10 protein-coding genes are annotated in these 12,334 nt (G+C 69.1%); 5 read left to right on the top strand and 5 right to left on the bottom strand.

Annotated elements, in window-relative coordinates:
• Nucleotides 1-210 precede the first annotated feature (210 nt).
• Together ACFUO4_RS01790 and ACFUO4_RS01785 are read left to right on the top strand one after the other, a co-directional pair.
• Nucleotides 211-2,901 carry an RICIN domain-containing protein gene (locus ACFUO4_RS01790; protein WP_383478745.1) on the top strand — a complete coding sequence of 897 codons (2,691 nt, stop codon included), beginning with the start codon at nt 211-213 and terminating at the stop codon, nt 2,899-2,901.
• A gap of 333 nt (nt 2,902-3,234) precedes the next feature.
• On the top strand, nt 3,235-4,032 hold the full coding sequence (locus tag ACFUO4_RS01785) for a FadR/GntR family transcriptional regulator (protein WP_383478743.1): 798 nt from the start codon (nt 3,235-3,237) through the stop codon (nt 4,030-4,032).
• A gap of 248 nt (nt 4,033-4,280) precedes the next feature.
• On the opposite strand, the gene ACFUO4_RS01780 is transcribed toward ACFUO4_RS01785, so the two are convergent.
• Nucleotides 4,281-5,198: a hypothetical protein gene (locus tag ACFUO4_RS01780; protein ID WP_383478740.1), complete on the bottom strand. Its 918-nt coding sequence runs from the start codon at nt 5,196-5,198 to the stop codon at nt 4,281-4,283.
• Nucleotides 5,199-5,481: 283 nt separating this feature from the next.
• Between ACFUO4_RS01780 and ACFUO4_RS01775 the strand changes: the two genes are divergently transcribed.
• Nucleotides 5,482-5,835 (top strand): DUF4260 domain-containing protein, encoded by a 354-nt coding sequence (locus tag ACFUO4_RS01775; protein WP_383478737.1) that lies wholly within the window; start codon nt 5,482-5,484, stop codon nt 5,833-5,835.
• Between the two features lie 26 nt (nt 5,836-5,861).
• On the opposite strand, the gene ACFUO4_RS01770 is transcribed toward ACFUO4_RS01775, so the two are convergent.
• Nucleotides 5,862-6,992 carry a glycoside hydrolase family 3 C-terminal domain-containing protein gene (locus ACFUO4_RS01770; RefSeq protein WP_383478734.1) on the bottom strand — a complete coding sequence of 377 codons (1,131 nt, stop codon included), beginning with the start codon at nt 6,990-6,992 and terminating at the stop codon, nt 5,862-5,864.
• A gap of 58 nt (nt 6,993-7,050) precedes the next feature.
• On the opposite strand from ACFUO4_RS01770, the gene ACFUO4_RS01765 reads away from it, so the two are divergent.
• The gene (locus ACFUO4_RS01765; protein ID WP_383478732.1) at nt 7,051-7,830 is read left to right on the top strand and encodes a carbohydrate ABC transporter permease; all 780 of its coding nucleotides are present in this window, start codon (nt 7,051-7,053) and stop codon (nt 7,828-7,830) included.
• A 12-nt stretch (nt 7,831-7,842) separates the two neighbouring features.
• Here the strand turns inward: ACFUO4_RS01765 and ACFUO4_RS01760 are convergent, their stop codons facing one another.
• Nucleotides 7,843-8,070: a hypothetical protein gene (locus ACFUO4_RS01760; RefSeq protein ID WP_383478729.1), complete on the bottom strand. Its 228-nt coding sequence runs from the start codon at nt 8,068-8,070 to the stop codon at nt 7,843-7,845.
• Between the two features lie 132 nt (nt 8,071-8,202).
• Here ACFUO4_RS01760 and ACFUO4_RS01755 point away from each other — a divergent pair, with 132 nt between their 5' ends.
• On the top strand, nt 8,203-10,842 hold the full coding sequence (locus ACFUO4_RS01755; protein ID WP_383478726.1) for a glycosyl hydrolase: 2,640 nt from the start codon (nt 8,203-8,205) through the stop codon (nt 10,840-10,842).
• Nucleotides 10,843-10,886: 44 nt separating this feature from the next.
• Here the strand turns inward: ACFUO4_RS01755 and ACFUO4_RS01750 are convergent, their stop codons facing one another.
• On the bottom strand, nt 10,887-11,144 hold the full coding sequence (locus ACFUO4_RS01750) for an acetyl-CoA synthetase (protein WP_383478723.1): 258 nt from the start codon (nt 11,142-11,144) through the stop codon (nt 10,887-10,889).
• 348 nt (nt 11,145-11,492) lie between these two features.
• Complete coding sequence (locus ACFUO4_RS01745; protein ID WP_383478720.1) at nt 11,493-12,260, bottom strand: TetR family transcriptional regulator; 768 nt, start codon at nt 12,258-12,260, stop codon at nt 11,493-11,495.
• Nucleotides 12,261-12,334: the final 74 nt, after the last annotated feature.

Genomic DNA, 12,334 nt, shown 5'->3' with positions numbered 1-12,334 from the left:
GGCGAGAAGCGGCCGACAATCAAGCGCAACCCGTCTTCTACCTGCGACTATTGTCCACCGTGAGCACTGCGCACGGTGCCGCGCCTGTCACAACCTCATGTCGTCAATGTTGTCCCCCTGAAAAATAGGTCTGCCTCATATCTTGACCGGTGTGCCTCCATGCATCGATAAATGCAACTCAAAGAAGTGGGGCTGGAGGAAGGACACCACATGAGACCCCTACGCATCGGTGCGGGGACGGTCAAGGCGCTCGCAGCGGCGGCTGTCGTCTTCGCGGCCGTGCTGCCCGCTCAACCCGCCTACGCGGCCACGACGAACTTCTATGTCGACCCGGTCAACGGCAGTGACAGCAACTCAGGCACCAGCCCCACCACAGCGTTCAAGACCATCCAGGCCGCCAAGACCGCGGTGCGGGCCGTCAACGCGAACATGTCGGACGACATCGTCGTGAACCTGCGCGGCGGCACCTACGCCCTCACCGGTCCGATCTCCTTCGGTACCAGCGACTCGGGCACGAACGGCCACACGGTCGTCTACCAGGCGTACAACGGCGAGACGCCCGTGATCTCCGGCGGCAAGGCCATCACCGGCTGGACCGCGTCCGCGAACGGCGAGTACAAGGCGTCGGTGGGCAGCCTCAACTTTCGGCAGCTGTACGTCAACGGGGTCCGCGCCACCCGGGCCCGCTACCCCGACGTCGGCTCGGACTTCCAGCTGCAGGGCAGCGACAAGACCAACAAGCTGCTGAAGGTGCTCAGCTCCCAGGTCTCCAACTGGGACCAGCTCAGCAAGGTCGAGATGATGCTGGAGACGCAGTGGGGCGAGAGCTACCTGCGGCTGAAGTCGATCAGCTCCGCGGGCGGCACCGCCAATGTGTCGATCCAGGACCACGAGGCGGGCATTCTCTTCCAGCGGCCCTTCCCCGTCCTCTCCGACGGCTCCCCCCTGCACTTCGAGAACGCCCACGAATTCCTCAACGAACCGGGCGAGTTCTACGTCGATACGGCCGCGCAGACCGTCTACTACAAGCCCCGCCCCGGCGAGAACATGTCCACGGCCACCGTGCAGGCACCCACGCTGCCCACGCTGTTCGACATCAAGGGCACGAGCCTCGGCAGCCCCGCCCACGACCTGCGCTTCTCCGGGATCACGTTCGCCCAGACCACCTGGATGGAGCCGACGGACAACGGCTACCTCAACGGCCAAGGCGGCAACTACAACCTCTCGGCCGACACCTCCAACAACCAGTACGTCGGCCGTCCCCCGGCCGGAGTCCAGGCCTCGTACGCCGACCGGCTCTCCTTCACCGGCAACACCTTCACGCAGATGGGCGCCAGCGCCCTCGACCTGCACCACGGCGTGCACGACAGCACCGTGACCGGCAACCTCATCTACGACATCGCCGGCAACGGAATCATGGTCGGCAAGTTCTCCGACCCGACTGTCGAGTACCACACCATCTACAACCCGCCCACCTCACCGTCCGGTGAGGACGCCCGGGAGGTCGTCAAGAACGTCACCGTCAAGAACAACCTGATCACCCGGATCGGCGAGGACTACCCGGGCACCGCGGGCATCGACGCGGGCTTCGTCAACAGCACCACCATCGACCACAACGACATCTCCGACACTCCGTGGGCCGCCATCTCGCTGGGCTGGGGCTGGCAGTCGGCGGCCAACGCCGAAGGCGACAACAGCGTCAGCTACAACCGGATCGGCAACGTGATGAACCGGCTGTGCGACTCCGCCGGCATCTACCACCTCTCCAACGACCCGGGTACGGTCTTCAACGGCAACTACATCCACGACGTACTGCGTTCGTCGGCCGCCTGCGGCTCGGCGGTGGCCGGCCTCTACACAGACGAGGGGTCGAACAACATGACCCTGTCGAACAACGTGCTGTCACGGACGGACGGGTTCATCAACCAGAACCGCAACGGCTCCAACGTCACGCTCACCAACAACACGTCCTCCGGCGACTCGGTGATCAAGGCGTCCGGTCTTGAGTCCGCCTACCAGGGGCTGGTCGCCAAGCTCAACCTGGCCTACAACAAGCCGACTTCCGCGTCGTCGGTCTACGGTTCCGGCACGCCGGCGGTGAACGCCAACGACAACAACGCCTCGACCGGCTGGTCGCCGACCGGCAGCGACAGTTCGGCCTGGTGGCAGGTCGACCTCGGGCAGGCGTACCAGCTCGGACAGTTCTCCCTGACCACCCGGCAGGACCTGGACCAGTCCGAGACCCGCGGCCACTTCGAGATCCGGGCCTCCAACGACCCGTCCTTCGACAGCTACACGGTCGTGGGACGCCAGACGGACAACCTGCCGCTCGCCGCGACACTCACGGGCAACATCGACGTCCGCCAGAAGTTCCGCTACGTGCGGGTCGCCAAGACCGACGGCGCGTACTTCTACATCTCGGACTTCAGCGTGCAGCAGGGCGGCGGGGCGCTGGAGGACGCGACCGGCACGCCGAACACCAACCCGTCGACGTACTACACGATCAAGAACGTCAACAGCGGACAGCTGATGGACGTGTACCAGAACTCCACCGCCGACGGCGGGAGCGTCGTCCAGTGGCCGAGCAACGGTGGTGCCAACCAGCAGTGGAGCTTTGTCCCGGTCAGCGGTCAGCTTTTCAAGATCGTGAACCGCAACAGCGGCAAGGTCCTCGACTTCGGCTGGGCCAGCCACTGGAGGGGCACCGCGGTGCAGCAGTACGGGTACAACGGCGGCAACAACCAGCTGTGGTACTTCGAACCGGTCAGCGGTGGGTACGTCATCCGCAACTTCGAGAGCAGGCAGGTCCTGGAGGTCGGTGGCGCGTCGACGGCCAACGGAGCCGCCATCAGCCAGTACATGCACCTGAACCAGTCCAACCAGACCTGGACGATCCAGTGACCGGGTGACCGGGTGACCGGACGCAGACCACCGCACCAGGTCCGGCGCCCTGTCCCACCGACAGGGCGCCGAGCCTGTTGTCCACGCGTCGGCCGTAAGTTACCTTTCCGACGACATGGCCCCAGAACTGGCCGACGACATCATGGCGCCGCACGAGAAAAGGCCGCCCTGCACCCGGAGTTGGCCGCCCGGCTCGAACCTCTCCTTGAGATACAGCTCGCCTCGGGGTGAGAGCCCGTCACATGTGCCGCTGGAACCCTGTGGGGAAGAAACCAGGTGTCGTGTCGAAGGCCCCGTCAAGGCCTCGCAGCAGTCATCCCGAAGGCAGGTCACATGAACGACACACCCGCGACCGACGCCGCCTTGCCGACGCAGGCCTCTCGTGCCGCGGCAGCCACGGTGAACGGCGCGGACGTGCGGCCTGAGTACCGGCCCGCCTACGAGGTCGTGGCGGAGCGGATTCTCGAGTTCATCGCCGAGTCGGGTCTGGTGGCGGGCGACCGGATGCCCACGGAGAACGATCTGGCCCAGAGGCTGAACACCAGCAGGACCGTGGTGCGGGAGGCCGTGAAGATCCTTTCGGCCCTCGGCCGGGTCCGGGCGCACAAGGGGCGAGGACTGTTCGTCGCGGACGACGAGGGCATGCTCATCACCAGCCGCTGGGGCGGCTTCTTCCGCCCGGTCGACCTCGATCACGTGTTCATGCTGTTCGAGTTCCGCAGGGTTCAGGAGATGGCCGCGAGCAGTCTGGCCGCCACCCGCGCCACCCCCGCGGAGCTGCGGACCATCGAAGTTGCCGTGCAGCGGTGCCGCCACGGCTTCGTCCACGGTCAGGTCGACGAGTTCAACGAGGCGGACGAGGCTTTCCACGGGGCCGTGGCCACGGCCTCGCACAATGCCTTCCTCGTCAGCGCGGTGCGTGACGCGCGACGACTCCAGCGGCAGTCCAGCGCGATCGGAATCCACTACACGCTCGGTGAAGGCACCGAGTCCGCGGTCGCGGAGCACGAGGTGATCTACCGGGCCATCCGCGACGGCCGGCCCGACGAGGCAGCCGAGGCCACGGCGGCACATCTCGACAGGACGCTGGAGGACTACCGGCGCGAGATCCAGCGGCGCCTGTTCGGATAGCTCGGGTCGGGCGCCCACGCTGCGGATGTTCAGCAGCGTTTCGGTGGTGGGCAGTGCCACGTCGGCGGTGCTGAGGTCCTCACCGCCGTGCGGCTTGTGCTTACAGGAAGCCAGCCGAGCTGAGGCAGCACGAAAACGACTCGATTGCGACAGCTCCGCCGCCCGACCTCCTACGTGTCGGACGGAGGCGCGGGTTCGGCGGAGCTGTCGGGCGTCCTACGGTGTGACGCCTTGCCCTGCGGCGGCGGTCAGGAGCGACGCGTGCGGCGGGTCGTGTAGATCGCGCCGGCGCCGACGGCGATCACCGCGGCGGCGCCGCCGGCTATCAGGCCGACCGGTGCGCTGGAGCCGGTCTCGGCCAGCGGCGGGGTGCTGTCGCTGGGCGAGGGCGTCGGGGTGGTGGGCGGCGTCGACTCCACCGGGGGGACGTCCGGAGTGGTGGGCGGAGTCGTTTCGGTGGAGGGCTTCGTGGGGGTGGCGGGGGGAGTCGACTCCTCGGCGGGCGGCTGGCTGGTGGGAGGCGTGCTCGGGGTGTCCGGCGTCGACTCCGAGGGCGTCGGGGTGGGGGAGTCGGGCTTGTCGGGAGTGCAGGCCTTGTCCCCGCCGTTCCACGCGGCGATGAGGTGGTACGGGGTGACGACGTTGTCGGGCTGGTACGGGGCCGGGCCGTGGCCGTCCTCCGTCTTGCCGTCGTAGATGATGTCGTCGCCGTACAGGTCGATCTGGCCGTAGCAGTCGGGCGTCTTCACCTTCAGCTTCTGCCAGGTGTGCTTGTCGCTGTCGGCGACGTCGGCGGCGGTGAGGTACACGGTGGCGTGGTCGACGAGGGTCTGGTGGCCGGAGGTGTACCAGTTGGAACCTTCGGTGGTGTATTCCGCCAGCGACACCGGGTACTTGCAGTCGTCGCCGACCGTCTGTCCCGGGGCCAGACGCACCTCGACCGTGCCGGGGGCGGCGTCCCACTGGTGGAAGCCGCCCTGCGAGGTCCAGTCGGTGCCGACCGGCTTTCCGTCCGCGTCGACGATGCGGTACTGCACGGTGGCGGACTGGCAGCCGCCTGCCGTCGTGGCGTGCGCCGAAGCGGCCCCGAGAAGGGGGGTGGCGCAGGCGAAGAGAGCGCTTGCGGCGAGGGCGGCCGAGGTTCTGGAGCGGGGGGAGCGCGTCAAGATCTGCCTCTGTGGAATCGGGGGTGTGGGAGGTGGATGGGCGTGAGTGGCCTACATAGGCGGAGACCAAGAAGGCCGGTGGTAAGTCACTCACGTCACTTGGCTCACTTCAGACGCAGCGAGCGACTCGAATTCTTGTCCTCTTCCACAACCCCCGTCAAATTTTCGCGAGTTCATCACAACCGCACGCTCGTGGCGGTCGATTTCGGGAGGTGGAAAGGTAGTCGAACCCACGCAATCCCGGGACGCCTGAGGGGCATGGCCTCGCGACTACGCTGGGGCCATGACAAGCGAAGGCGCTCAAAGTGGCAACGGATGGGTGCGGACAGTGGGTTGGGGTGTTCTGGCGCTGTTCCTGATCGCCTTCGCGGGCTTCGAGAGTGTCAAGTACGGCCTTGCGACGACAGTTGCCGCGCTGGTGTTCTTCGCGCTGCCCGACCTGGCCCGGCTGGCGGGGGTCCGCCCACCGGGCCTCCTCTATCAGGCGGTGCATCGCGTGTGGATACCGCTGGCGGTAGTGGTCGTCTACTCCTTCGGGCCGGTCGTATGGCCACCGCTTTTCACCGCGGGCCTCGGCTGGTTCACGCGGATCGCCATCGACAGAACGCTCGGCAAGCGACTTGCTGCCCGAGCCTGATCCGACGCGGCGGCACAGGCGACGGTTCAGGTGATGTACGTCGGTGTGTGCAGGACTCGGGTGTGTCCGACCCGGCGGACCGGGCCGGTGAGTCGGATGCCGCCGCTCAGCCGGATGTCGGTGCTGGAGGCGCCGAGTCGCACGGTGATCTCGCCCGGTTCGACGATGCGGTGATGATCGGGGCCGGTGTAGGCGAGACGGTCGGCGTGCAGGCGGAAGGTGACCCTGCGTTCTTCGCCGGGCGCCAGGCGGACTCGGACGAAGCCGGTCAACTGGGTCACCGGGCGCGGCAGTTGGGCGACCGGATCCGCGGTGTAGAGCTGAACGACCTCGGAGCCGGGGCGGTCACCGGTGTTGCGGACCAGGCAACTGATCTCGACCTCACCGTCGGTGGCGATCTCCGCGGCGCTCACCTCGAACCCATGGTAGGTGAACGTCGTGTACGACAGTCCGTGTCCGAAGGGGTAGGCCGGGGTGGGGTCGAGGTTGCTCACGCCCTGGGTGTTGCCGCCGAGCGGGGCGTGCAGATACGTGCCGGGCTGGCCGCCCGGAGTCCGCGGGATCTGCACCGGCAGCTTGCCGGAGGGGGTGAGCCGTCCGGAGAGCACCCCGGCGAGCGCCGGGCCGCCTTCCTCGCCGGGGAAGAAGGCCTGGATGACGGCGGCGGCGCGGTCGGTGTAGGCGCCGAGCGCGTACGGGCGGCCGGAGACGACGAGCAGGACGACCGGTGTACCGGTGGCGAGCAGGGCCTCGACGAGTTCGTCCTGGACCCCCGGCAGCGACAGGTCCTCCACGTCGCAGCCCTCGCCGGAGGTGCCGAGGCCGAAGAGGGCGGCACGGTCCCCGACCACCGCGACGCAGACGTCCGCCTGCCGGGCCGCCGCCACGGCCGCGTCGATGCCGCCGCGGTCGACGTCCTTGACGGGGCAGCCCTGTTCGTAGGCGATGAGGGTGCCGGGCAGTTCCGTGGCCAGGGCGTCCAGCAGTGTGCGGGCCTCGATGCCGTTGTCGTGGCCGGGGTGGTGGGGCAGGACGTGGTTGGGGAAGGAGTAGCAGCCGAAGAAGGCGTTGGCATCGTCGGCGCACGGGCCGATGAGGGCGATGGAGCCGGTGTCCGCGGCCAGCGGGAGGTGTCCGTGGCGGTTGTCCAGCAGCACGATGCTCTGTTCGGCCAGTTCACGGGCGATGGCCCGGTGCGCGGGCGGGTCCAGGTCGATGGGGCCCTCGTCAGTCGTCCTCGTCCCGGTCTACTGGGTCCTCGTCACCAGCCTGCGCACCCGAGAAGGCTTCTTCGACGCCAACCCGCTCGCCCTGCCGACCAGCCCCACCCTCGACAACTACCGCCTGGTCTGGGAGAGCGGCTTCACCCACTACCTCCTCAACAGCACCCTGGTCACCGCCGGCGCGACGCTGCTGACCCTGGTGGTGTCCTTCCTGGCCGCCTACGCCATCGTCCGCGGCACCAGCCGGGCCCTGCGCTGGGCCTTCAGCGTCTTCCTGCTGGGGCTCGCCATCCCCCTGCAGGCCACGATCATCCCCGTGTACTACCTGATCGCCAAGGCGCAGATGTACGACACCCTGCCCGCGATCGTGCTCCCCTCGGCCGCCTTCGCCATCCCGCTCACGGTGATCATCCTGGTCAACTTCCTGCGGGACATCCCCGACGAGCTCTACGAGTCGATGCGCGCCGACGGCGCCGGGCACTGGCGGATGCTGCTGAGCCTGGCGCTGCCCCTGTCACGCCCGGCCTTGATCACGGTCACGATCTACGACGCGCTGAACGTCTGGAACGGCTTCCTCTTCCCGCTGATCCTGACCCAGAGCCCCGACAAGCGCGTCCTGCCCCTCTTCGTGTGGAGCTTCCAAGGCGAGTTCACCATCAACGTCCCCGCGATCCTGGCCGCGGTGGTCCTGTCCACGCTGCCGATCCTCGTCCTCTACGTCCTCGGCCGCCGCCAGCTCATCGGCGGACTGACGGCGGGGTTCGGCAAATGAGAGACACCGGCCTCACCTCTGGGCCAGAGCCGCGCCCGGGTCGGTGGCACCCAGCGCGGCGCTCTGCAACGCCGTGATGCGCTCGATGACGATCCAGGCGTGCAGGGACGCGTCCGTGGGGCGCAGGTAGCGATCCCGGACCGTCGCCGCGCGGAACACGTCCGCCACGGTGGCCACCGCGATCGCCGCCTGCGCGGGGCGGGCAACGATCCAGGGGGCTTTGCGGGCAGCGCTCCTCATCGCAGGTGTCCGTTCCTGGCACGGGCTTGTGGCAGGTTCCGGTCAAAGGCTTGTCAAATGCCGGACGTTCTCTGTCGCCGGTGGTCGGGTTCTCCACGACGGCTGTACAACCACCCGTTTTCGGAGGACCTGGTGTCAGCATCAACCCGTAAGAGACGATGGCTCACGGTCTGTGCCATCACGGCATCCGCGACGCTGGTCGCGATACCCGCCGGCGCGGCGCCCGGCGGAGACAGCAGTCCCTTCGGGGCGCGTACCCTGGCTCAACTCGCCGCCGAGCGGGAGCAGTCGGTGGGTGCCATGAGCCCCAGCCTGGCGGCGGAGGACGACGACGGCAACGAGGCGGACGAGATAGCGGAGGGCGCGGCCCAGTACGCCGAAGCCCGCACCTCACCCGGTGTCGTCGCGCCGGGCGCCTACGGCGCCGCCTGGACGAGCCTGACCAAACTGCCGGGCACCGGCGGCAGTTGGCGACATGTGACCGACCGGCCGTACGACTCCGACGACCCGCGGTACCGCGACTTCGCCTCCAACTCCAGTGGCGGCGCGGGCTATGTCACCGGCCGGACGGCCGCGATGGCGGCGGACGACGACGGGTACGTGTACGCGGGCAGCGCCGGTGGCGGGGTGTGGCGGTCGCGGACGGGTGGCGGGCGGTGGCAGCCCATCAGCGACCGGCTGTCCTCGCAGTCCACCGGAGCGCTCGCACTCGACCGGGCCGGTCGGCTGTGGCTGGGCACCGGCGAGGCGACCACCAACGCGGACGCCTACCTCGGCAGCGGCGTCTATCTCCTGTCCGACCCGCACCACGGCACGTTCTCCGCGCGCACCCGCGTCGGCGGCGACGAACTGGAGTCCACCACCGTCCACCAACTGCGCTTCGGCGGCGGCAAGGTGTGGGCGGCGACCAGCGCCGGCGTGTGGAGCCATTCCACCAAGACGCTCAGCGGCGCCTGGAAACTGGAGTTCGCCCCCAATCCGGACTATCTGCCGGGCGGTTCGAAGGCCGACGACGAGTCGGCCGCGTACAAGAACATCGCCAACGACATCGCGATCGACCCGAAGAACCCCGGCAAGGTCGTGCTCGCGATCGGCTGGCGCAGCGGTGACGACTACAACGGCTTCTACACCAAGGTCAACGGCGTCTGGACGCGGATCACGAGCGGCTTCGGCGACCTGCCCACGGACGCGGACGGCGTCGGCAACGTCACGTTCGCCCGCTCCGCCGACGGTTCCCGCTACTACGCCATCGACCAGTCCCCGGAGCAGCTGAACACCAACCCCGACAGCGCCCTGGAGGGCATCTTCGTCTCCAAGTCCGGCTCTCCCACCGGCCCCTGGACGAAGATCGCCGACTACAAGGGGCTTGCCGCGAGCGGCTCGGCACTGACCGACAGCGGCTACATGCCGGGCGTGCAGGCTTGGTACAACCAGTTCCTCACGGTCGACCCGAGCGACCCCGAGCACGTGTACGCCGGCCTTGAGGAGGTCTTCGAGACCAAGGACGGCGGCAGCAGCTGGTCGGCCGTCGGCCCGTACTGGAACTTCGGCTTCCCCTGCTGGAGCATCGACCCGGCCAAGCAGACCGGCGACTGCCACCAGACCACCCACCCCGACCAGCACGCCGTCGCGATCGGCCGCCACCACGGCAGGACCTGGGTGTACGTGGGCAACGACGGCGGCGTCTACAAGCGCCCTCTCACCGGCTCCCAGGACGCCTCCGGGCACGCCACGGACTGGACCTCGCTCAACGACGGCACGATGGACACCCTCCAGTACTACTCGGTGGGCGTCGGCAAGGACCCGACGTTCGGTGGCCTGTCGGTCACCGGCGGCCTGCAGGACAACGGCCAGTCCATCCTGCGCGGCAATGACAAGGTGATGGGCTCCAACTTCGGCGGTGACGGCGGCGACACGCTCACGGACCCGGCCAACGGCTGCAACATCGCCGAGGAATACGTCTACCTCGCCGTCCAGGTCACCCAGAACTGCGCGGTCAACGACGGCTCCTGGATCGACGACCCCAGCAAGATCACGTCGTACGACGTGGCCCCGGCCGACAACGCCACCGGCGAGGCCCGCTTCATCGCCCCGCTCGCGGCCGACCTGAAGGACAGCTCGACGTGGATCGCGGGCGGTCGGCACGTGTGGGTGCAGACCCACGGCTACGCCATCCGCAGCGGCGACGAGTGGAAGAGCGTCCACGACCTGGGGGCCGGCCGCACCGCGACCGCCGTCGCGTCCTCCGGCGGCAAGGTGTACGCGGCCTGGTGCGGCCCCTGCAACAACCAGGGCTTCGCCCGTGGCATCTCCGTCGGCAACGCGGACGGCACCGGCTGGCACGACATCACCCTGCCCGTCGACGGCACCGTGCCCAACCGCTACCTCAGCGGGTTCGCCATCGACCCGAAGAACTCCGCCCACGTCTACCTCGCCGTCAACGGCTTCTCCCGGCACTGGACCGAGGGGCCCGGCGCCGGCGTCGGCCACGTCTTCGAGTCCACCGACGGCGGCACCACCTGGAAGGACATCTCCGCCGACCTGCCCGACGTGCCGGCCAACTCCGCGGTCGTCACACCGAACGGCGGCCTCGCCGTCGCCACCGACCTCGGCGTCGTCTACCGCGCCCCCGGGCGCACCAAGTGGCAGCGGGTCGGATCACTCCCGGCCGTCGCCGTGCTCCAGCTGAAGCTGAGCCCGGACGGCGGCACCCTGTACGCGGCCACCCACGGACGCGGCATCCATACCTTCAAGGTGCGCGACTGCGGCTGACGCACACACGAGGGTGAACGCAGGGGTGATCCCGGCTCTCGGGGTCACCCCTCCTGCGGGTACCGGACCACGTCGACGTCCAGCGTGAACGCGACGCGTGCCGCACCCGCGACATCCGGTGCCTTCGCCGAAGCGGTGACCTTGGCGCTGCCACCCCGGGTGCCCGCGCACCGCAGCGAGGCGTGCGCGGTGCCGTCCGCGTCCACCCGCCATCCCGACAGCAGGACGAGGACCGGCGCCGAACTCCGCGCGGCCGTCCACCGCTTGTCGTCCGTACGGGGCTTCAGAACGAGCGAGATCACCGTTCCGGGCCGCACGCACAACTGCCGCCGGCCCGGGTCACCCGGCGCGACCGTGACCTCCGTCCGGCCCGCGGCACAGTCCGTGGCCGAGGGAGACGGCGTGCCGGCCGGAGGCGTCGTGGAGGGGCTCGACGAGGCACCGCTCGCTGTCGCTCCACCCTCGCCGGACGTGCCGCACGCGGCCAGGAGCGTCACCGCGACGATGGAGCAACATCCGGCCCGCCACCGCATCCCAGCCCCTTCCCGCCGTTCGTACGCCCACCAGCATGCTCCGCCGTCACTGACGAGACCGCCATCCATGCGCCGCACGGGCGACCGCCGAGGCCGTCCCGTTGTTGCAGGACGGTCCTACGGCCGAGGTTCTCCGCTGGGAAGGGCTGCCGTGCTGATGCGTTGGCGATGTGCTCGCTGTCGGCAGGTCGCCCCGCAGTAGCGCGCCGGGCGGCCGGTGGACCGGGCCTCGATCCGGGTCCCGCACTCCTCGCACCGCGGCGCTGTGTGAAGCGCGCCGGGGCTGTCACGAAAGCCCGTCCCTTGCGTGACGGAGGAGGGAGTCCGCAGGCTCTCCAGCGCGAGCCGCACCATGCGGGTGCCGCCGTTGCGGTCGCGGTGGGCGGCCCGCATCGTCGCGCACCCGACCGTGAGGGCCGCGACATCGTCGGTGCTGACGTCGGTGCGGACCTCGCCGGCCTGCTGAGCTGCGCGGAGCAGGTGCTCAAGTGCCTGGCGGAACCGTCGCGCCGATGCGGCCAGGCTCGGCCGGGGCCAGCTCGTCTGCGCGGTCAGGGCGTCGCATGCGTGCTTGCGGCCGTGGGACGTCTCGACGACGTCCAGAAGGAAGCCGAAGAATGCCCCGGCAGGATCGGTACGGGCCGCCCACCGGCGAGCGGTCTCCACCAGGTCGTCGACCTGCTGGGCGAGGACGGCCTCCAGCAGGATCTCCTTGCTGGGGAAGTGCCGGTACACCGTGCCGGCGCCGACCCCCGCCTGTCGTGCGATCGCGCCGAGCGAGACGTCCAGGCCGTGCTCGTCGAACGCCTTCGATGCGGCGGCGAGCACCTTCCGGCGGTTACGGCGGGCATCGGCCCGGCCGGCGTCCTGGGGAGCTGCCGTCATGTCACGTAATCCCTTGTCCGTGCCACTCAACCGGGTGGAGCATTCCACATCGATCCCGGGCCCAACCGCACCGC

Source organism: Streptomyces sp. NPDC057280 (genome assembly GCF_042668605.1).
GTDB lineage: Bacteria > Actinomycetota > Actinomycetes > Streptomycetales > Streptomycetaceae > Streptomyces.
Note: the sequence above shows the minus strand (reverse complement) of the source record. Positions and strands in the feature narration are given on the sequence as shown.